Source organism: Mesorhizobium quangtriensis (genome assembly GCF_040081925.1).
In the GTDB taxonomy this organism is placed as follows: domain Bacteria; phylum Pseudomonadota; class Alphaproteobacteria; order Rhizobiales; family Rhizobiaceae; genus Mesorhizobium_K; species Mesorhizobium_K quangtriensis.
The window spans coordinates 931159-949557 of the sequence record NZ_JBEBMF010000001.1 but is presented as its reverse complement, the minus strand read 5'-3'; the positions used below and the strand labels follow the sequence as shown (position 1 = coordinate 949557).

The window sequence follows — 18399 nt, the reverse complement described above, 5'->3', positions numbered from 1 at the left end:
GCAATGACCGCGATTTAGAAAAGGGCACACAAGGCCTGCCGGATGTCCCAGCCGATCCAGCCCGTCTCGAAAACCCGGTTTTAGAACAGGCTGCTGTCGTGCGGACCCGACTTCTTTGCTGCGAGGTACATCAGGCTGAAGCTGGCGACCTTGCGGTCCCACCCGGCCTTCACGGCCAGATCGACCATGGCATCGAGGTGCGGCTTCAGCGCCTCGCGGCACTCAACCTCGTATTTCGAATGTTTGAGGGGGTTTTTGGGCTTGTCTACGACTGGTTCTTTGATGAGCATGGGATGCACTGCGACTGAGTGAACAATGCGCTTACCTAACGGCGGCGACTTCGCGGCGGTCAAGCGCAGCGAGCCAACTTGCCCGAACTCTCCACATCAAAGTTTCGAGGCGGGTGATTTATCTGCAACGTATCTCAACTGACCGAGAGCTCGACCAGATCGGCGGCGAAGCGCGTTTCGGAAAACTGGATCGGCCGCTCATCGGGATCGACATTCGTATAGACGGTGGCGATCACGATCGCACCCGGCGAAAGTCGGAGATCCGCGAGGTCCGCATCGCTTGCATGGCGCGCCGAGATCAGCGTCGAATGCCGAAAATAATCCTCGATCCCGAACGACCGCAGCGCGGCGGTGACGGAACCGCTTTGCGCATAGAGATTCTCTATCCCCGCGAACCGCGACGCCGGGAAAAAGCTCGTCGCGCGCGAGATAGGCCTGCCGTCCGCCTCGGACACCGTTTCCAGCCGCACGACCCTGTCGCCGTCTGAAAGCCCCAGCGCCTGCATTGTCCGTTGGTCCGCCACCTCGACCGAATCGGTCAGCAGGATCCCGCGCCGATCCCTCGTCTGGCCCTGCAGGCCTTCCGAAAACCGCGTGCGTGCGCCGATCGGATAGGCAAGCCTCTGCTTGCGCTCGATGAATGTGCCGCGCCCCTGCTCGGCCCGCAGCACGCCTTCCTGCACAAGCGCGGAAATCGCGCCGCGCACCGTGTGCCTGTTGACGCCGAAGCGTTCGGCAAGCGTCACTTCCGGCGGCAATTTTTCTGCGAATTCTCCCGACCCTATCGCCTGCCTTATCTGGTCGGCGATCTGCCGCCACAGCGAAATCCCGCTCCGCCTTTCGATCCGTCCGGCCGCTCCAGCCATCTTTTTCAACGTCCTGTCATGCGGCCGTCATCGACACGCGATAGCAATTGTGTATAATTTGTATGGTTGTCTATATCAATAGACAAATATACATTCGCGGGTGAGATATGGAAAGAAGGCGGGAACGCGAGGACAATCTGGCTCGCAAGGCGGCAATGTCAGCCTTTGCTGCCGCGTCCGGAGATGAATTGCGCGAACTGGCAAAGGCTTCCGGGCTGGTTCTGGACGCTACGCCTCTGCGCGGACCCGAGACAGGCCTCGTTACCGTGCGCGGCCGGATCGGTGGCGGCGGCGCACCGTTCAACACCGGCGAGGCGACCGTGACCCGCGCCACCGTCCAGCTTCCTTCCGGCCAGGTCGGTCATGCCTATGCGCTCGGCCGCGACCGGGAAAAGGTAAGACTCGCCGCCGTCCTCGACGCGGCCTGGTGCACACCGGAAACACGCGCGGCCGTCGAGCAGAAGATCGTCGCGCCGCTCGTCAGGATGCAGGCGGAACGCGACGCAAAGCGGCACGCCGAGACTGCCGCGACGAAGGTCGACTTCTTCACCATGGTGCGCGGGGAGGACTGAACATGCTTTCCGAACAGATCGTCGGCGGCTTCGCCAATCCGGTCTTCGACGCGCAGGCAACCTTTCGCGCCGTCATGGACGCGATGGCGCGGCCGGGAACGATCCAGCCCGCGAACGCCGGAACGCTGCCGCCGCAACCGCTGTCCTCTGTCGCAGCAGCCGTGGCGCTGACGCTTTGCGACCACGACACGCCGCTGTGGCTCGATCCGCCGCTTATGCAGCCACCGGCCGTCGCCAAATGGCTCGGCTTCCATTCCGGCGCGCCGCTGGTCGACAACCCGACCGACGCGCATTTCGCCCTCGTCTCCGACCCAGCCAGCCTCATCGCGCTCGAAAATTTCGCTCAGGGCACTCAGGAATATCCTGACCGATCGACCACGCTGATCCTGCAGGTCGCGAGCCTGTCCACCGGCGACAACCTGCTTCTCGAAGGTCCAGGCATCGAGCGGACGAGGCTGATCGCTCCCTCCCCGCTCCCCCGCCATTTCGTCGAGCAGTGGAAGCAGAACCGCGCGCGCTTCCCGCGCGGCGTCGACCTCATCCTCGCGGCACCCGACGGCATTGCCTGCCTGCCGCGCACGACGCGCATCCGCACAGTGGGGACCTGATCCATGTATGTTGCCGTAAAGGGCGGCGAAGCCGCCATCCGCAACGCCCACCGCTTGCTCGCCGACCGCAGGCGCGGCGACCGCAGCTTGCCGGCGCTTAGGCTCGACCAGATCGTGGAACAGCTCGGTCTCGGCGTCGACCGCGTCATGAGCGAGGGTTCGCTCTACGACCGCGAGCTTGCCGCACTTGCAATCGTGCAGGCGCGCGGCGACCTGATCGAAGCGATATTCCTCGTGCGCGCCTATCGTACCACCCTGCCCCGCTTCGGCTACACAAGGCCGATCGATACGTCGGCGATGCTGGCCGAAAGACGGGTGTCCGCGACCTACAAGGATCTGCCGGGTGGCCAGATGCTCGGTCCGACCTTCGACTACACGCATCGCCTGCTCGATCCGGAACTCGCGTCGGGCGGCGACGTAGCTGAGCCCGAGTTGCGCCATGCCGAACCCGAGGCGATGCCACGCGTTTCCGACATCCTTGGCGGCGAAGGCCTGATCGAGGAGGACGGCCCGCTACCTTCCGGCCATGTTACCGGCGACATCACACGCGAGCCGATGGAGTTTCCGCTCGACCGCGACAGCCGCCTGCAGGCGCTATCGCGCGGCGACGAGGGTTTTCTGCTGGCGCTCGCCTATTCGACTCAGCGCGGCTATGCGCGCAGCCATCCCTTCGTCGGCGAAATCCGCATCGGCGAGGTCGAGCTGGAACTCGACGTTCCGGAACTCGATTTTCCGGTCACGCTCGGACGCATCCGCGTCACCGAATGCCAGATGGTCAACCAGTTTCACGGCTCGGCGAAAATCCCGCCGCAGTTCACGCGAGGTTACGGCCTCGTCTTTGGCCAGAGCGAACGAAAGGCGATGGCCATGTCGCTCTGTGACCGGGCGCTGCGCGCGCGGGAATTGGGCGAAGACATCACCGCCGCCGCGCAGGACGAGGAATTCGTCATCTCGCATTCCGACAATGTGCAGGCGACCGGCTTCGTCGAGCACCTGAAGCTGCCGCACTATGTCGACTTCCAGGCCGAACTCGACCTCGTCCGCCGCATGCGCGCCGAGCACGACGCGGCGCGGGCAACTGACAATCACAAGGAGGCTGCGGAATAATGTCAGTCGCCGCCGCCACCACCGTCTGCGCCACCATTGCCAGCGTCACCGGCATCATGGCCCAGATGCGAAGCAATAATGCAGCCTTGAACCCCATGCTGCCGAGCCGCCCGGTAGTGACGACCGAATCGCTGAAAAAGAGGAAAATCGCGATGAAAACGAGGAGCGCCAAAAGAAGGCCTCCCAGAACCCAGTCCAGCATGATGCTCGATTCCTCGTTCGTAGCAGTTCGGTGGGAGGCTTAGAATAATGACCGACATCGCCACCTACAACTTCGCCTATCTGGACGAACAGACCAAGCGCATGATCCGGCGCGCGATCCTGAAGGGTATCGCGATTCCTGGCTATCAGGTTCCCTTCGCCAGCCGCGAGATGCCAATGCCCTATGGCTGGGGTACTGGCGGCGTTCAGGTGACAGCGGCCATCATCGGGCCTGATGACGTGCTCAAAGTCATCGACCAGGGCGCCGATGACACGACCAACGCCGTCTCGATCCGCAACTTCTTCCGCAAGGTTGCCGATGTCGAGACGACTACCGAAACCGCGAAAGCCACAATCATCCAGACGCGCCACCGCGTCCCCGAGCGGCCGCTGACGGAGGGCCAGACGCTCGTCTATCAGGTGCCGATCCCGGAGCCGCTGCGTTTCCTCGAGCCACGCGAGACCGAGACCCGCAAGATGCACGCGCTGGAGGAATACGGCCTCATGCACCTGAAGCTCTATGAGGACATCGCCAGGCACGGCCACATCGCCACCACCTACGCCTATCCGGTCAAGGTCGAGGGGCGATACGTCATGGACCCCTCGCCGACACCGAAATTCGACAATCCGAAGATGCACATGTCGCCGGCACTGCAGCTTTTCGGCGCGGGTCGCGAAAAGCGCATATACGCCATCCCGCCCTTCACCGAAGTCGTCAGCCTCGACTTCGAGGATCACCCATTCGAAGTGCAGAAGTTCGACAAGCCATGCGCGCTCTGCGGCGCTGAACAGGTCTATCTCGACGAGGTGGTCCTCGACGATCGCGGCGGGCGCATGTTCGTCTGCTCCGACACCGATCATTGCGAAACGCGGCAGGCCGAAGGCCATCGCGGAGAGTTAGCACCGAAGGAGGCTGCGGAATGACCGACGAACCTCTACTCCGCGTCGTCTCGCTGTCGAAATTCTACGGCGCACGCGTCGGCTGCGAGGACATCTCCTTCGAGCTTTTCCCGGGGGAGGTACTGGCGATCGTGGGCGAATCCGGTTCGGGCAAGACGACGCTCCTGAACTGCATCTCGACCCGCCTGACGCCGACCTCCGGCTGCGTGTCCTACCGCATGCGTGACGGCGCGTTCCGTGACCTCTACCGCATGAGCGAGGCGGAACGGCGTTTCCTGATGCGTACCGACTGGGGCTTCGTCCACCAGAACCCGGCCGACGGCCTGCGCATGACCGTCTCGGCCGGCGCCAATGTCGGCGAGCGCCTGATGGCGGTCGGCGACCGCCACTACGGCCGTATCCGCGAGACCGCGATCGACTGGCTCGGACGTGTCGAGATCGGCGAGGATCGCGTCGACGACGAGCCCCGCGCCTTCTCCGGCGGCATGCGCCAGCGCCTGCAGATCGCGCGTAATCTCGTCACCGGCCCGCGCCTCGTGTTCATGGATGAGCCGACCGGCGGCCTCGATGTCTCCGTGCAGGCTCGCCTGCTCGACCTGCTGCGCGGGCTGGTCAACGACCTCGGCCTCGCCGCCGTCGTCGTGACGCATGACCTTGCCGTCGCGCGGCTGCTGTCGCATCGCATGATGGTGATGAAGGACGGCCATGTCGTCGAGACCGGCCTCACCGACCGCGTGCTGGACGACCCGCGCGCGCCCTATACGCAGTTGCTCGTGTCTTCGATCTTGCAGGTGTAACCATGCCCACGCCCATCGTCGTTTCCGAAGTCGCCAAGAGCTTCACCATGCATCTGCGCGGCGGCATCCGGCTGCCGGTCGTGGAGAACGTATCCTTTGCCATCAAATCGGGCGAATGCGCCGTACTCGGTGGGCCGTCCGGCGCGGGCAAGAGCTCGATCCTGAAGATGCTCTACGGAAACTATGCTGTCGATGAAGGGCAGATCATCGTCAATCATCGCGGCCAGCTCATCGATCTCGCTAAAGCCACCCCGCGCACAGTGCTTGCGATACGGCGCGACACGATCGGCTATGTCAGTCAGTTCCTGCGGACTGTGCCGCGCGTCTCGGCGCTCGATGTCGTCGCCGAGCCACTGTTTTCGCTCGGCGAGGCGAAGGAGACGGCGCAGGCGCGGGCCCGCGATCTGCTTGCCCGGCTGAACCTGCCCGAAAAGCTCTGGAGCCTGCCGCCTGCCACCTTCTCCGGTGGCGAACAGCAGCGCGTCAACATCGCGCGCGGCTTCATCACGCCGCATCCTGTCCTGCTGCTGGACGAGCCGACGGCTTCGCTCGACGCGAAGAACCGAGAGGTCGTGGTCGAGATGATCGCGGGCAAGAAGAGGGAGGGGGTAGCGCTGCTCGGCATCTTCCACGACGCCGATGTTCGCGAGGCCGTGGCCGACGCCATCATCGATGTCACCGCATTCGCGCCCGGAAAGATCGCCGCATGAGCCATCACCAGAAGCTTTCAGAAACGCCGACCGTCCACGAGACGGCGCGGGTCGAAAAATCGACGCTTGGCCGCTACACCGAGATCGCCGAAGGATGCCGCGTCACCGAGACTGTCGTCGGCGACTATTCCTACATGATGGAAAACTGCATGGCGTGGTGCGTGGAGATCGGCAAGTTCTCCAACATCGCAGCCTATGTACGCATGAACGCAACGCATCACCCGCTCGAGCGGCCGACGCTGCATCACTTCACCTACCGGGCATCGGACTATTTCGACGACGCCGAATACGAGACCGATTTCTTCTCAGCGCGGCGCGCAAAGAAGGTCCGCATCGGCCATGACACATGGCTGGGCCATGGCTCGACCATTCTGCCGGGTGTGACCGTCGGCGACGGCGCGGCGGTCGGCTCCGGCGCGGTGGTCACGAAGGATGTCGCGCCATACACGGTAGTGGCCGGCGTGCCGGCAAGACCGATCCGCGAGCGCTTCGACCGGAAGACCGCGGAGCGCTACCAGGCGCTTTCATGGTGGGACTGGGACCACGCCCGCCTGCGGGCAGCACTTGATGACTTCAGGCACCTGTCGGCGGAAGCGTTCCTGGAAAAGCACGAAGGATAGCTCCCCCGACGTCAGGCGGCCGTTTTCGCAGGCTGCTTCTTAGCGGGCCTTGCATCCACTTCTACTTTCGGCGGTGCAAATACAGTGATCGCCGAAGGGTGGACGATGAAGTGCGCGGGCGTCGAAGTCACGAGTTCGCCGTCGGCATTGACCGGCATCGGTCGTTTTGTCTCGATGTCGAACTCGGTACTCTTTGCCGTGCGCACTTCCTCCCAGGCTCCGTGCGTGCCTGTCCGGAAGGAACGCAGCATGCCCGCGAGCTTCCAGACACGGTCGAATTCCAGGCTGTAGAGGTCAAGATGCCCGTCATCGATCTCGGCGTCGGCCTCGATGATGTTGCCGCCGCCATAGTGTCGGCCGTTGCCGACCGCGATCTGAAAGGTCTTTGTGCTGATAACCTTGCCATTCTCACGAATGGTCGCCGTGAACGGGCGCGCCTTGAACAACACCTTGGCCGCCGCAAGCGCATAGCCCGCCCGCCCGAACCGCTTCTTTAGCGTGGGGTTCAGGCCTTGTGCGAGGTCAGCGCTCAACCCGATACTGGCGACGTTGAAGAAGGCGTAGCCATTGACGTTGCCAATGTCGATCTTGCGCGTATTGCCGGCAAGGATCACGTCGGCCGCCTCGTTCAGGTCCATCGGTATTCCGAGCGTGCGGGCAAGGTCGTTTGCCGTGCCCATCGGCATGATGCCAAGCGGCAGGCCACACTCCTCGACGGCCAGCGCCCCGGAAGCAATTGTCCCGTCGCCGCCGCACAAGATGATCATGTCGGCGCTCTCGCGCAACCGCACGATGTCTCTCGCTATCTCCGGCAGGTTCTCGAACGGCTCCATCGTCACATCCAGGCCGCCGCGATGCAGGCGGCCGACCAGCGCGTCGATGGCTTCGCCACCCCGCCGCGCCTTGGGATTGACCAGCAGCAACGCCCGCTTCTTGATCTTCTTCAAGATTCGCCTTCCTGGGGACCGTCAAAATCGGGATATGGGGCCCAACACAAGCCTTGGGAACCGAAATCGTTCCGCATCGCACAAAAAAATGCCGCCGTGGCGGAGGGGACAACCACGGCGGCCTTACTATAAATCGCGACAGCCCGGAGAGGGGGATGAGGCTGGCGCTGTTGTCCGGTATAGGCGGGGGACGGGCCTTACTCCGGACTTCGGCATAAACTGCCGATGACCCCTATTTGGTTCCCTGAACGTGGCGATTCAAGGGCACGAACATTACAGTTGCGTAACAAACCCGTGACCCTTGCCGCGTAAGGCTTGGCGTCGTCAGGAGAGTTTATCCGGCCGTGGCTTTGCGGTGGACAGTGTGAGGGGACAGCGCTACGGCTTGCGGCCATGAAAAATGGCGACCATCTCTTCCTCGTCGACGGCTCCGGCTACATCTTCCGCGCCTACCACGCTCTGCCGCCGCTGAACCGCAAATCGGACGGCTTGCCTACCAACGCCGTCCTCGGCTTCTGCAACATGGTCTGGAAGCTGATGCAGGACGCCCGCAATACGGACGTCGGCGTCACGCCCACCCATTTCGCCGTCATTTTCGACTATTCTTCGAAAACCTTCCGCAACGAACTCTACGCCGACTACAAGGCCAACCGCTCGGCGCCGCCGGACGACCTGATCCCGCAGTTCGGCCTCATCCGCGAGGCGACGCGCGCCTTCAGCCTGCCATGCATCGAAATGGAAGGCTTCGAGGCCGACGACCTGATCGCCACCTATGCGAAGCTCGCCCGCGAGGCCGGCGCGGAAACGACCATCATCTCCTCGGACAAGGATCTGATGCAGCTCGTCGGCCAGACCGTGTCGATGTACGATCCGATGAAGGATCGCCAGATCGGCATTCCGGAAGTCATCGAGAAATGGGGTGTTCCGCCCGAAAAGATGATCGACCTGCAGGCGATGACCGGCGATTCCGTCGACAACGTGCCCGGCGTGCCGGGCATCGGCCCCAAGACCGCCGCGCAGCTTCTGGAACAGTTCGGCGACCTCGACACGCTGCTCGCCCGCGCCGGCGAGATCAAGCAGGAGAAGCGCCGGCAGACGATCATCGACAACGCCGACAAGGCGCGCATTTCGCGCGACCTTGTCAGGCTGAAGGATGACGTGCCGGTCACCGAAGGACTGGACGAAATGGTCCTCGAACAGCCGAACGGACCGAAGCTTATCGCCTTCCTGAAGACGATGGAGTTCACGACGCTGACGCGCCGCGTCGCCGAGGCGACCGGCACGGACGCCGCCGAGATCGCGCCGGCTCCGGTGGTGGTGGACCTGACGGACATGCATGGCCCCGATGTCGGCGCGGGCGAGAAGCCCGCCGACGAGGCCGAGCCTGCCGCGTCGGCCAAAATCACCAACGGCAAGGTCAACACGCCGGCAGCGCTGGCGCAGGCCCGCGCTCAGGCAGCCGTGGGCGCGAAGATCGATCCCAACCGCCATACCACGATCCGCGACCGCGCCGAACTCGATGCCTTGATCGCGAGCGCGCGCGAGGCGGGCATCGTCTCCTTCCGCACCGAGACGACCTCGCTCGACCCCATGCGTGCCGAACCTGTCGGTTTTGCGCTCGCCGTGAAGCCCGGCAAATCCGCCTACATTCCCGTCGGCCACCGTTCCGCCGCCGCCGATCTTCTGGGCGGCGGGCGCGTCGAGGCGCAATTGACGCTGGACGAGGTGCTGGCCGCGCTGAAGCCGCTTCTGTCAGACGCTTCAGTCATGAAGATCGGACACAACCTGAAATATGACTGGTTGATGGCGCATCGGCTCGGCATCGATGTCGAGCCTTTCGACGATACGATGCTGATCTCCTACGCGCTCGGCGCGGGCGCGGGCGCGCACGACATCGCCTCGCTTGCAGAGCGCTGGCTCGGCCACTCCACCATCCCCTACAAGGATCTCGTTGGTTCCGGCAAAAGCCTCATCACGTTCGACCTCGTGGATATCGAGCGCGCAACGACGTACTCCACCGAGGGCGCCGATATCGCGCTTCGCCTCTGGCACATCCTGAAACCGCGTCTTGCCGCCGATGGTCTTGTCTCGGTCTACGAGCGGCTGGAACGGCCGCTGGTGCCGGTGCTGGCGCGCATGGAAGAGCGTGGCATTTCCGTCGACCGCCAGATGCTGTCGCGCCTCTCGGGCGAGTTCGCACAGCGCGCAGCGGCCCTTGAGGAGGCTGTCTATGAAGCTGCCGGCGAGCGCTTCACAATCGGCTCGACGAAGCAGCTCGGCGACATCCTGTTCGGCAGGATGCAGATTCCGGGCGGTGAAAAGACGAAGTCCGGGCAATGGTCCACCACTGCGCAGAAGCTGGAGGAGTTGGCTGCCGAGGGCTACGACCTGCCGCGCAGAATCGTCGACTGGCGACAGCTCACCAAGCTGAAGTCGACCTACACCGACGCGCTGCCGGAATACATCAACCCCGAGACGAAGCGGCTGCACACTTCCTATGCGCTTGCCTCGACACCGACGGGCCGCATCTCGTCGTCGGAACCCAATCTGCAGAACATCCCGATCCGCACCGCAGAGGGCCGGCGCATCCGCACCGCCTTCATCGCCGACAAGGGCAACAAGCTGGTCTCGGCCGACTACAGCCAGATCGAACTGCGCGTCCTTGCCCACATCGCCGACATCCCGCAGCTTCGCCAGGCATTCGAGGACGGCGTCGACATCCATGCCATGACGGCCTCGGAAATGTTCAACGTGCCCGTCGAGGGCATGCCCTCGGACGTCCGCCGCCGCGCCAAGGCGATCAATTTCGGCATCATCTATGGCATCTCTGCCTTCGGCCTCGCCAACCAGCTCTCCATCGAGCGCTCGGAGGCCGGCGACTACATCAAGAAGTATTTCGAACGCTTTCCGGGCATCCGCGACTACATGGACAGCCGCAAGCAGATGGCGCGCGATCGTGGTTTTGTCGAAACCATCTTCGGCCGCCGCATTCACTACCCGGAAATCAAATCCTCCAACCCGTCGGTTCGCTCCTTCAACGAACGCGCCTCGATCAACGCCCCGATCCAGGGCTCGGCCGCCGACATCATACGCCGCGCCATGATCCGCATGGACGCCGCGCTTGCCGCCGAGAAACTGTCGGCGCGCATGCTCCTGCAGGTCCATGACGAGCTTGTCTTCGAAGTCGCCGAAGACGAGGTGGCGGCGACGCTGCCCGTCATCCGCCGCGTGATGGAAGACGCCGCCATGCCGGCCGTCGCGCTGAAGGTGCCCCTGTCTGTCGACGCCCGCGCCGCCGACAACTGGGACGAGGCGCACTGAGGTGCGGAGCTGGCGGTGATCGCATTCGTGGCAGGTGATTTGCTCGCGAGCGGCGAGACATACATCGCGCAGGGTGTCGCCGAGGGAAATCAGGAAGGCCTCGGCACCGGGCTAGCCTTCAAAATCTCCCGGCGCTGGCCGGATGTGCAGGTCGCTTTCAAGAAATATGCCCGGTCAGGCCGTTTCACCGGCGGTGACATCTGGACACTTGCGCCCGCCCCCGATCGTCCGGGTTTTGTCTATATGGCGACCCAGCCGGACATGTATCATGCCACTATGCCTTATCTGCGCAAGGCGGTGCGGAAGCTCGCGCAATGGGCCGACCGGCACGGCGTCGTCTCAGTTGCCCTGCCTAAGATCGGTGCGGGTCTTGGCAAGCTCTCATGGGATGATGATGTGAAGCCGCTTCTCGTAGAGCACCTTACGCCCGGACCGACGCATTTCGTTATCTACGAGACATTTCGCAATGAATTCGAGGTCGAATAGCAGCCCGCCAGCTAAGCCGCCTCAGCCAAACACTTGCCGCAGGTGCCGCGAAACTCGATGACCGCCTTCTTGGGCTGGAAGCCGGTGGAGCGAACCCAGTCTTCCAACTGATGCTCGATCGCGTGGTCGGAGAGTTCGGCAGCCTGCCCGCAGCGGTCACAGATCGCGAAGGCCGCCATGCCGTGGCCGTGGTCGTGCTCCTCGGCGCAGGCGACGAAGGCGTTCAGGCTTTCCAGCCGGTGCACGAAGCCTGCGTTGATCAGCGTATCGAGCGCCCGGTAGACCTGCAGCGGTGCGCGAAAGCCCTGTTCGCGCAACTGGTCGAGCAGCGTATAGGCGCTGAGCGGACCCGTCGCGACCTCGAGCCTCTCGAGCACGCAAATCTGGTTCCTGGTCAGGGCATCACGCGCAGCCATTGATTTCCTTCCGCCTTTCCGAGTCACAAAATGGTGACCGTCGGCTCGATTTTCTACCCGTTTGCTACTGTTTCCGGGCGCCAAATACAATGCTGGGCCTGTTTCGCCACTCCCGTTTGCCGTAACGGCAGTTTTTGGGTTGATCGATAGGCTTCGTTTCAAAATACTGCCTCATTCGTCGATGACCCATGACGCGGCTTGGGACTGGGGCATGATCCCGTTTTCTGAAGGAATCGTGCTTGGACGTAAATCACGAAGGGCTTGGGAGAGTTTCAGCATGAAGACTTGGATCAAAGGGCGCGGCCTTCTTGCCGCCACGGCGCTTGCCGTCGTCGCCTCTGGCTTCGCCGCTCCCGCGTGGGCGCGCACCAACTACGCGGTGCTGATGGCGGTGACCGCCTATCCGAACCTGCCGCCGAAGAACGCGCTCATCGGTCCAAACCATGATGCGAAGCTGGTCCGCGACTATCTGACGACGGCCGCGCCGATCAAGTTCGAGGCCGACGACGTCACCGTGCTGGCCGACGATCTCGACGGCGCGACCCTGTCGCCGACACGCGCCAACATCCTCGCCACCCTGAAGGACATCGCCGACAAGGCAGAGCGCGACGATTTCGTCTACCTGCACTATTCCGGCCACGGTTCGCAGCAGCCGACCAAGACGCCCGAAACGGAAACCGACGGCATGGACGAAATCCTGCTGCCGTCCGACTCCAGGCCCTGGGACAAGCAGGCGGAGGCGATCCCGAACGCGCTGGTCGATGACGAGATCGGTGCGGCGCTGGATGCCATCCGCGACAAGGGCGCTTTCGTCTGGCTCGTGGTCGATGCCTGCAATTCCGGCGCGGTAACGCGTGCAGCCGCCGTCCAGCTGGATTCAGACGAGGCGGAGCGCAAGCTCGAGCCGACCGACCCCGAAGGCCTCGGCATCCCGCAGGCGGCCATTGCGGAAGCTGTGGCGGGAGCGAGCGCCGCTGCCGGCCAGCAGGACCGGCTCCGCTTCATGAGCGAGGAAGAAAACCGCGCGCTGCAGACCGGTGACCAGTCGGCTACCAGCGCGGAGCAGATCACCAAGGGCGGGCTTGTCGCCTTCATGGCGGCGCAGACGGTCGAGACGACGCCTGAAATGCCGCTGCCGAAAGGCGTCGAGGGCGCGACCCGCTATGGCCTTTTCACCTACACCATCTTCTCGAAGCTCGCCGAAAACCCGAACATGACCTACCGCCAGCTCGGCCATTCGGTGTTGCAACAATACGGTGCCGACGCGCGCCAGCGTCCGACGCCGATCTTCGAAGGCGAACTCGACGCGCGCGTTTTCGGGTCCGAGAAAATCGACGCCGTCATGCAGTGGCAGGTCGACACGAAGGACGGTTCGATCACTCTGCCGGCCGGCAGCCTGCACCGGCTGACGCCCGGTACGAAGCTGGCTATCCTTCCCTCGCCCGCTTCCGAACTGTCGGAGACGCGCGGTTATCTCGAAGTCACCTCCGTCGAGAACTTCTCCAGCAAGGCCAGGCCGGTCGCCTATGAAGACAAGCCCGCGCTGACCATTGCCAACTTTCCGACCAACGCCTATGCGCGGCTGTCAGAGCTTGCGGTCGACTATCAGCTCCGCGTAGCGCGCCCCTCCGCCTCAGCCGGGCTGGAAGAGGATGTTAAGCTCGCCAACGAGATGCTCGACAAGCTCGCCGGCGCGAAGGACAAGCGCTTCAACATCGAGTTCGTCGAACCCGGTGCCGAAGCCGACATCCGCCTCGGCGTCTTCCCCGAGAGCGACGTCGAGGGCGCGCCTGCCGACGCCAGCAAGGAAGCCGCCCTGTGGTTCCTGCCAGCCTCCGGCGAGGTGTCGCTCGCGAACGGCCGTCGCCCGCCGCTGATCTACATCAACCGGTCGGAGCCCGACCGACTGTCAAAGCTTGCCAACGAAAACCTGCAGAAGATCTTCCGCGCCACCGCGCTCTCGCGCCTGTCTGTCGCGTCCGGCGAAGTGCCGCAGGACGTCAAGGTGAGCTTCCAGATCAAGCGCGCCAAGGGCGGCGGGAAGGAAGACCTCGTCGCAGCGGCCGTCCCGACCGTCCAGCCGGGCGATCAGGTGCATATCGTGGCAGAGAACAATTCGCGCGGCATCGTCGACATCAACGTGCTGTATCTCGGCTCGGACTATTCCATCTCGCATATGGACGCCCAGCGTCTTGTCGTCGGCGCCAAGATCGACGAGCCGCTGCTCGCCTTCACCGACCAGACCTTCGGCACCGAGCGCATGATCGCCGTCATCACCGAAGCGCCGCCGCTCTCGGAGGTCGAGGATTTGAGCTTCCTCGAACAGGGCAAGGTGCCGTCGGCAACCCGCTCGGCCTCCGTCGGCCGCGACACTGCGGGACCGTCGGACTTCGCTTCGGCGCTGACCGACATCGGCCTTGCGCCCGCGACGCGCTCGGTGGTGAAGCTGAAGGACCAGAGCGGCCCGAAGAACGCGGTCATGATCTTCCCGATCGAGACCGCGCCGCTGAACTGACGAGAAGCTGCAGACGACGGCGAGAGGCTACTCGCTCTCGCCGTCCAGCGCAGGCACGGCCACACCAGCCAGTTCGGCTGCAAGCAGCCTCGCAGCTCCCGCCCGCGCGATCCTAAGCATCAGCGCCTTTCGGGTGGCGGCCGTCATCCTGTGCTCGGGCGCGTCGCGAATAACCTCCGCCCCGTAGCCGTCAGAGAGGATGAAGCCGCATTCATCGGGAAAGATGTCGGCGGGCACGCCCGGATGCGTCGCGAAGAAGAAGCGGTCGGAGTGCAGCCGGTAGTCCGGCCACTTGCGATCGACCCGGAAGTCCTCGATCGACGACTTCACCTCGATGATCCAGATGTCGCCTGTCCGCGTCAGCGCCACAAGGTCGGCGCGGCGGCCGGTGGCGAGGCTGATTTCCGGCAGCACATGCGCGCCCATCTGCGAAAGCAGGCGCTGCACGCCGCGTCGCACCAGCATGGCACGATCCGACTGGCGGCCGTCAATCAGGGGATTTAGGGGAATCGGCGAGACGATGGGCATGGTTCACCATGCCAGCTTTTGTTCACGATTTGAACTCAATACGAAAGTTTTGTCGCAATGACGCGTCCTTGCCTTATTTGAGGCGCATGGTGTGCGGGTCGCCCGTTGGATTGATGGCATACGGGTGCTTGGAAGAGTAGATCACGCTTTCGCCCTTAGAAAGGAAGATGCGTGGTGCCTTTTGCCGGAATCGCAAATCCTGAAGAGTTGGTGATCCTCAGAGGTGCCGTGGATGAGTTCTGCGGCGCGCGCGGTATCGTTGATCTGACCCGGCGCGAGGATGTGGCAGCGGTCGTTCTGTCGCTTTATTCGAACGGCGCAAGGACCTTGGAGGCAATCCAGGCAGGTCTGCAGACCTCCGTCGCGCTGCAGGGTTGAGCGACCGCCGCTCTACCGCGCGATGGCATAGCTGAACGCGCTATTCGGCAAGCCAGTGTTCGAAATAATGTCGCACTGCGGCAGCCGAGCCGAAATGGTCGGTCGTATCGAGCCGTGCCACCGCCGCGCGAACGATGTCGGCGAGCTTGGCTTCAGGCACTGTGCCCGACTTGGACAGGGCGTGGAAAAGTTCCTCGATCAGGACGAGGCTCCCGAGCGCCTCGTCGCCTGCATTGAAATCTGCCATGTCCGTTCCCCTCTTGGCGCGGCGTAAACTGGATCAGCCAGAAGTCCGAGTCCATCGGCGCGAGGAAAAGTTTGCGCATTCGCGTGGAGCGGTCTGGCCTATTGATTGGACCCGATCAGCGCTCCAGCGGCCGCTCCACCGAGACCGCCAACCACGGCGCCCGGCGTGCCGGCTATCGCCGCTCCGGCAACGGCGCCGGTTCCGGCACCGATCACGGCTCCGCTTGCCGTGCGCGTCGCCTTCGTCGATCCACAACCGGCGAGCGTCAGCGCGACAAGCGATACGGCCACAATGCGGATCATGTCTCTCTCCATCGGCGAACTGGGATCGCTGGAGAGTCGCCCATCACGGTTAACACGACCTTTCCGCGTCGCTGAAATTCAGCCGCCACCGGTCCCTCATGCGACCGGTGGGGGCTGGCCTTCAAAAGTCGGCAGTGTGGCGTCGATGCAGGCCCAGGTGGGCGCGCTTGCTGTCCATATGGTCGCCGATGGCGTAACGATGGTGGGGTCGTCGAGCGTTCCCACCCGAACGAAGATAAGGTGCGGGCGCGACTCGGCTTCGCTGAAGAGATGCACCCCGCAATCCGGACAGAAGCGTCGATGCATGCGGTTGCCGCTATCGGCCACGCTCTCGTAGTCCTTCGCCTCGCCGCGTATGGTGAAGTGCTCTGTGCGAAAACACGCGCTTACCGCAGCGTTGCCGGCGGCGATGTACTGGCACACCCGACACCAGCAGAGACGCGCGATAATCGGCGCTGCCTTGCTCTCGTAGCGGACGCGGCCGCAAAGGCACCCTCCCGTGATCATGCTCCCTCCACCCGCTCCATTCGCATAGGGTGCCAGCAGTATGAGCCAGGGATCTGCGGGAAGCGAGACGAGTTTCAGCCTGTCGCTGTCTCACCGGCAATGTCGGCCAGGATCGGACAATCCGGACGATGGTCGCCGTGACAAGCATGGATCAGGGTCTGCAGCGTGGCCCGCATCGACTGCAGCTCGCGCACCTTCTCGTCGATCGCAGTGACATGGTTTTTTGCGATCTCGCGCACATCGTGGCTGGCGCGGCTCTTGTCGCGGTAAAGCGCCATGAGCTGCCGACAATCCTCGATGGAAAAACCGAGCCCGCGCGCGCGACGCAGGAAGGTCAGGCGGTGGATATCGTCGTTCGAGTAGTCGCGGTAACCGTTGCCGGCTCGCAGTGGGCTGATGAGCCCGATATCCTCATAATAGCGGATGGTCTTTGCAGGCAGTCCGGAACGACGTGCGGCGGCTCCGACATTCATATTCGCGATCCTTTGCCGATCTCCAATTCCGACAGCGTCGGAAAACGGGCCATTGATTTTCCTTCACATTCCCGTGACACGTGTTGCCAAAATGCCATAGCAGGCCGGTTACTTGGCATCCCGTCCGGCATATAGGAATTCCGCGCTTGGCAGACAAAGGCCGGGCAACCTAAGAATGGCGAAAGTGAGGCTCGAATCGAGCACCATCTTGATCGGGGAAAAGACCACGGCATGAGCATCAAGTCCCTGTTCGTCGCTGGCGCGCTTGTTCTGACGACCGCAATCGCAGGTTGCTCGACGGACGGCGTCGGCGGGATTGCGTCGTTTACCGATTACAGCGCGCGCACAGACGCAGGCTACGTTGTCCCGGCGATCCCAATCTCCAAGGTTCCGTCGAAGTACCGCCGCCAGACAGTCAGGTACGACACCGCCGAAAAGCCGGGCACGATCATCGTCGATACAAACGAGAAGTACCTGTACTTCGTCGAGGGCGGCGGCAAGGCCGTTCGCTACGGCATCGGCGTCGGCAAGGAAGGTTTCGAGTGGAAGGGTACGACCCGCATCGCGATGAAGCGCGAGTGGCCTGTCTGGACCCCGCCCCCCGCGATGATCAAGCGCCGGCCCGACCTCGCCAAGTGGCGCGGCGGCATGCCCGGTGGCCCGCAGAACGCGCTCGGCGCTCGTGCCATGTATCTCTACAACAAGGGCGGCGACTCCGGTTACCGGCTGCACGGAACGCCCGAGTGGTGGTCGATCGGCAAGGCCATGTCGTCGGGCTGCATCCGCATGCTGAACCAGGACGTGATCGACCTCTACAACCGCGCCAGCGTGGGAGCGAAGGTCATCGTCAAATAGTCGGCATCCGGCCGATCAACGATTTTTCCGCGGACCGTCTCGGCAACATGGGTGGTCCCAGACAGAAAACCGGGTCGGGGGGCCCGGTTTTTTGTTGTCTGCCCCTGCGTGAGGGCCTAAACCAGAATGAAACACGATCCTGGCGAGCATCGCCCCGACATGTATCGTGAGCGGCAAATGACAGACGGAATGCAGGCTGATCGGAAGGCACGCGGCGGCGGGTCCGACGGTGTCGAGATGGCGTATTCCGCCAGCGACAAGGGGTTGTCATGAACATGAGTGAACGGTTCGAGACGCGAAGCGAGATCGCGCACTCAATCGCCGGCGTGAAAAGCCAGCTTGCAGTGCAGGCCCGCGTCTTCACCCTTGCCGTCTTCGTCTCGATAGCGGTGCTCGGCTTCCTCTACTACCAGAACATGAACCTGGCCGAAAAATACGCATCGCTCCAGGCCGCAAACATCCGGCTCGAAACCCAGCTTCAGGCCGCTGTTGCGAGCGCGGCAGCGATCAAGGTCGATACGGAGCAGAGCAGGGTCGACGCGCAGGAACTCAAGACGCTGCTTGAGACTTCGATGCGGCCAAGACCGCCGAACAGCGCATCCTTCCCTGGCTGGCTGGGCATACGGGCCGACGGGCCGAAGGAGGCCAAGGCCCTCATCGACCAGTACAAGACGCCTGTCTGGATCTACGCGACAAGCCCGACGGAGTAAGACTCGTCTGCCGGCGATACCGGCAGGATGATCGCGACCGTAA

23 protein-coding genes are annotated in these 18399 nt (G+C 63.4%); 14 read left to right on the top strand and 9 right to left on the bottom strand.

What is annotated here, in order from left to right:
* Positions 1-80: 80 nt before the first annotated feature.
* Positions 81-290 carry a hypothetical protein gene (locus tag ABMA32_RS04750; protein ID WP_349012571.1) on the bottom strand — a complete coding sequence of 70 codons (210 nt, stop codon included), beginning with the start codon at positions 288-290 and terminating at the stop codon, positions 81-83.
* A 134-nt stretch (positions 291-424) separates the two neighbouring features.
* Positions 425-1156, bottom strand: coding sequence for a phosphonate metabolism transcriptional regulator PhnF (gene phnF, locus ABMA32_RS04745; RefSeq protein ID WP_349012570.1), 732 nt, complete (start codon positions 1154-1156; stop codon positions 425-427).
* A gap of 107 nt (positions 1157-1263) precedes the next feature.
* Between phnF and phnG the strand changes: the two genes are divergently transcribed.
* Genes phnG through ABMA32_RS04705 form a run of 8 tightly spaced genes read left to right on the top strand, consistent with a single transcriptional unit; the run spans position 1264 to position 6671 of the window.
* Positions 1264-1728: a phosphonate C-P lyase system protein PhnG gene (gene phnG, locus ABMA32_RS04740; protein WP_349012569.1), complete on the top strand. Its 465-nt coding sequence runs from the start codon at positions 1264-1266 to the stop codon at positions 1726-1728.
* Entirely contained in the window at positions 1725-2336 is a 612-nt protein-coding gene (gene phnH, locus ABMA32_RS04735; RefSeq protein ID WP_349013325.1) for a phosphonate C-P lyase system protein PhnH, read from the top strand. Before phnG ends, phnH begins: the two co-directional genes overlap by 4 nt.
* Positions 2337-2339: 3 nt before the next feature.
* Positions 2340-3443 carry a carbon-phosphorus lyase complex subunit gene (locus tag ABMA32_RS04730; protein WP_349012568.1) on the top strand — a complete coding sequence of 368 codons (1104 nt, stop codon included), beginning with the start codon at positions 2340-2342 and terminating at the stop codon, positions 3441-3443.
* On the top strand, positions 3443-3688 hold the full coding sequence (locus tag ABMA32_RS04725) for a hypothetical protein (protein WP_349012567.1): 246 nt from the start codon (positions 3443-3445) through the stop codon (positions 3686-3688). The genes ABMA32_RS04730 and ABMA32_RS04725 overlap by 1 nt, the downstream gene beginning before the upstream one ends.
* Before the next feature lie 4 nt (positions 3689-3692).
* The gene (locus ABMA32_RS04720) at positions 3693-4568 is read left to right on the top strand and encodes an alpha-D-ribose 1-methylphosphonate 5-phosphate C-P-lyase PhnJ (RefSeq protein ID WP_349012566.1); all 876 of its coding nucleotides are present in this window, start codon (positions 3693-3695) and stop codon (positions 4566-4568) included.
* Positions 4565-5341: a phosphonate C-P lyase system protein PhnK gene (gene phnK, locus ABMA32_RS04715; protein ID WP_349012565.1), complete on the top strand. Its 777-nt coding sequence runs from the start codon at positions 4565-4567 to the stop codon at positions 5339-5341. The genes ABMA32_RS04720 and phnK overlap by 4 nt, the downstream gene beginning before the upstream one ends.
* 2 nt (positions 5342-5343) lie before the next feature.
* Entirely contained in the window at positions 5344-6051 is a 708-nt protein-coding gene (gene phnL, locus ABMA32_RS04710; RefSeq protein ID WP_349012564.1) for a phosphonate C-P lyase system protein PhnL, read from the top strand.
* Positions 6048-6671 (top strand): DapH/DapD/GlmU-related protein, encoded by a 624-nt coding sequence (locus ABMA32_RS04705; RefSeq protein WP_349012563.1) that lies wholly within the window; start codon positions 6048-6050, stop codon positions 6669-6671. Before phnL ends, ABMA32_RS04705 begins: the two co-directional genes overlap by 4 nt.
* 11 nt (positions 6672-6682) lie before the next feature.
* Here the strand turns inward: ABMA32_RS04705 and ABMA32_RS04700 are convergent, their stop codons facing one another.
* Complete coding sequence (locus tag ABMA32_RS04700) at positions 6683-7618, bottom strand: lipid kinase (RefSeq protein ID WP_349012562.1); 936 nt, start codon at positions 7616-7618, stop codon at positions 6683-6685.
* Between the two features lie 393 nt (positions 7619-8011).
* Here ABMA32_RS04700 and polA point away from each other — a divergent pair, with 393 nt between their 5' ends.
* Both polA and ABMA32_RS04690 read left to right on the top strand, forming a co-directional pair.
* Positions 8012-10939, top strand: a complete 2928-nt coding sequence (gene polA / locus ABMA32_RS04695; protein WP_349012561.1) for a DNA polymerase I — start codon at positions 8012-8014, stop codon at positions 10937-10939.
* A 15-nt stretch (positions 10940-10954) separates the two neighbouring features.
* A complete protein-coding gene (locus ABMA32_RS04690) occupies positions 10955-11425 on the top strand; it encodes a macro domain-containing protein (RefSeq protein ID WP_349012560.1) in 471 nt (156 codons plus the stop codon).
* A gap of 11 nt (positions 11426-11436) precedes the next feature.
* Here ABMA32_RS04690 and ABMA32_RS04685 read toward each other — a convergent pair whose 3' ends face one another.
* Positions 11437-11841 (bottom strand): Fur family transcriptional regulator, encoded by a 405-nt coding sequence (locus tag ABMA32_RS04685; protein WP_349012559.1) that lies wholly within the window; start codon positions 11839-11841, stop codon positions 11437-11439.
* A 277-nt stretch (positions 11842-12118) separates the two neighbouring features.
* Here ABMA32_RS04685 and ABMA32_RS04680 point away from each other — a divergent pair, with 277 nt between their 5' ends.
* Positions 12119-14356, top strand: coding sequence for a caspase family protein (locus tag ABMA32_RS04680; protein WP_349012558.1), 2238 nt, complete (start codon positions 12119-12121; stop codon positions 14354-14356).
* Positions 14357-14383: 27 nt separating this feature from the next.
* Here the strand turns inward: ABMA32_RS04680 and ABMA32_RS04675 are convergent, their stop codons facing one another.
* Positions 14384-14884, bottom strand: a complete 501-nt coding sequence (locus tag ABMA32_RS04675; protein WP_349012557.1) for an MmcB family DNA repair protein — start codon at positions 14882-14884, stop codon at positions 14384-14386.
* A gap of 171 nt (positions 14885-15055) precedes the next feature.
* Between ABMA32_RS04675 and ABMA32_RS04670 the strand changes: the two genes are divergently transcribed.
* Positions 15056-15262 carry a hypothetical protein gene (locus tag ABMA32_RS04670; protein WP_349012556.1) on the top strand — a complete coding sequence of 69 codons (207 nt, stop codon included), beginning with the start codon at positions 15056-15058 and terminating at the stop codon, positions 15260-15262.
* A gap of 40 nt (positions 15263-15302) precedes the next feature.
* Here the strand turns inward: ABMA32_RS04670 and ABMA32_RS04665 are convergent, their stop codons facing one another.
* The 4 genes from ABMA32_RS04665 to cueR form a co-directional block, all read right to left on the bottom strand.
* The gene (locus ABMA32_RS04665) at positions 15303-15509 is read right to left on the bottom strand and encodes a hypothetical protein (RefSeq protein WP_349012555.1); all 207 of its coding nucleotides are present in this window, start codon (positions 15507-15509) and stop codon (positions 15303-15305) included.
* Positions 15510-15607: 98 nt separating this feature from the next.
* Positions 15608-15811 (bottom strand): glycine zipper 2TM domain-containing protein, encoded by a 204-nt coding sequence (locus ABMA32_RS04660; RefSeq protein WP_349012554.1) that lies wholly within the window; start codon positions 15809-15811, stop codon positions 15608-15610.
* Between the two features lie 96 nt (positions 15812-15907).
* Complete coding sequence (locus ABMA32_RS04655) at positions 15908-16318, bottom strand: GFA family protein (protein WP_349012553.1); 411 nt, start codon at positions 16316-16318, stop codon at positions 15908-15910.
* Between the two features lie 74 nt (positions 16319-16392).
* The gene (cueR, locus tag ABMA32_RS04650; protein WP_349012552.1) at positions 16393-16791 is read right to left on the bottom strand and encodes a Cu(I)-responsive transcriptional regulator; all 399 of its coding nucleotides are present in this window, start codon (positions 16789-16791) and stop codon (positions 16393-16395) included.
* A 231-nt stretch (positions 16792-17022) separates the two neighbouring features.
* On the opposite strand from cueR, the gene ABMA32_RS04645 reads away from it, so the two are divergent.
* Together ABMA32_RS04645 and ABMA32_RS04640 are read left to right on the top strand one after the other, a co-directional pair.
* Positions 17023-17646, top strand: a complete 624-nt coding sequence (locus tag ABMA32_RS04645) for a L,D-transpeptidase (protein WP_349012551.1) — start codon at positions 17023-17025, stop codon at positions 17644-17646.
* Between the two features lie 269 nt (positions 17647-17915).
* Positions 17916-18356, top strand: a complete 441-nt coding sequence (locus ABMA32_RS04640) for a hypothetical protein (RefSeq protein WP_349012550.1) — start codon at positions 17916-17918, stop codon at positions 18354-18356.
* The last annotated feature ends 43 nt before the right edge of the window (positions 18357-18399 follow it).

Coding starts and splice junctions, on each gene's coding strand:
- ABMA32_RS04645 (WP_349012551.1), top strand. CDS start 17,023: ATGAGCATCAAGTCCCTGTTCGTCGCTGGCGCGCTTGTTCTGACGACC.
- ABMA32_RS04665 (WP_349012555.1), bottom strand. CDS start 15,509: ATGGCAGATTTCAATGCAGGCGACGAGGCGCTCGGGAGCCTCGTCCTG.
- ABMA32_RS04730 (WP_349012568.1), top strand. CDS start 2,340: ATGTATGTTGCCGTAAAGGGCGGCGAAGCCGCCATCCGCAACGCCCAC.
- ABMA32_RS04660 (WP_349012554.1), bottom strand. CDS start 15,811: ATGATCCGCATTGTGGCCGTATCGCTTGTCGCGCTGACGCTCGCCGGT.
- ABMA32_RS04655 (WP_349012553.1), bottom strand. CDS start 16,318: ATGATCACGGGAGGGTGCCTTTGCGGCCGCGTCCGCTACGAGAGCAAG.
- ABMA32_RS04725 (WP_349012567.1), top strand. CDS start 3,443: ATGTCAGTCGCCGCCGCCACCACCGTCTGCGCCACCATTGCCAGCGTC.
- phnF (WP_349012570.1), bottom strand. CDS start 1,156: ATGGCTGGAGCGGCCGGACGGATCGAAAGGCGGAGCGGGATTTCGCTG.
- ABMA32_RS04705 (WP_349012563.1), top strand. CDS start 6,048: ATGAGCCATCACCAGAAGCTTTCAGAAACGCCGACCGTCCACGAGACG.
- ABMA32_RS04640 (WP_349012550.1), top strand. CDS start 17,916: ATGAACATGAGTGAACGGTTCGAGACGCGAAGCGAGATCGCGCACTCA.
- cueR (WP_349012552.1), bottom strand. CDS start 16,791: ATGAATGTCGGAGCCGCCGCACGTCGTTCCGGACTGCCTGCAAAGACC.
- ABMA32_RS04720 (WP_349012566.1), top strand. CDS start 3,693: ATGACCGACATCGCCACCTACAACTTCGCCTATCTGGACGAACAGACC.
- ABMA32_RS04675 (WP_349012557.1), bottom strand. CDS start 14,884: ATGCCCATCGTCTCGCCGATTCCCCTAAATCCCCTGATTGACGGCCGC.
- phnG (WP_349012569.1), top strand. CDS start 1,264: ATGGAAAGAAGGCGGGAACGCGAGGACAATCTGGCTCGCAAGGCGGCA.
- phnL (WP_349012564.1), top strand. CDS start 5,344: ATGCCCACGCCCATCGTCGTTTCCGAAGTCGCCAAGAGCTTCACCATG.
- ABMA32_RS04750 (WP_349012571.1), bottom strand. CDS start 290: ATGCTCATCAAAGAACCAGTCGTAGACAAGCCCAAAAACCCCCTCAAA.
- ABMA32_RS04680 (WP_349012558.1), top strand. CDS start 12,119: ATGAAGACTTGGATCAAAGGGCGCGGCCTTCTTGCCGCCACGGCGCTT.
- phnK (WP_349012565.1), top strand. CDS start 4,565: ATGACCGACGAACCTCTACTCCGCGTCGTCTCGCTGTCGAAATTCTAC.
- ABMA32_RS04685 (WP_349012559.1), bottom strand. CDS start 11,841: ATGGCTGCGCGTGATGCCCTGACCAGGAACCAGATTTGCGTGCTCGAG.
- polA (WP_349012561.1), top strand. CDS start 8,012: ATGAAAAATGGCGACCATCTCTTCCTCGTCGACGGCTCCGGCTACATC.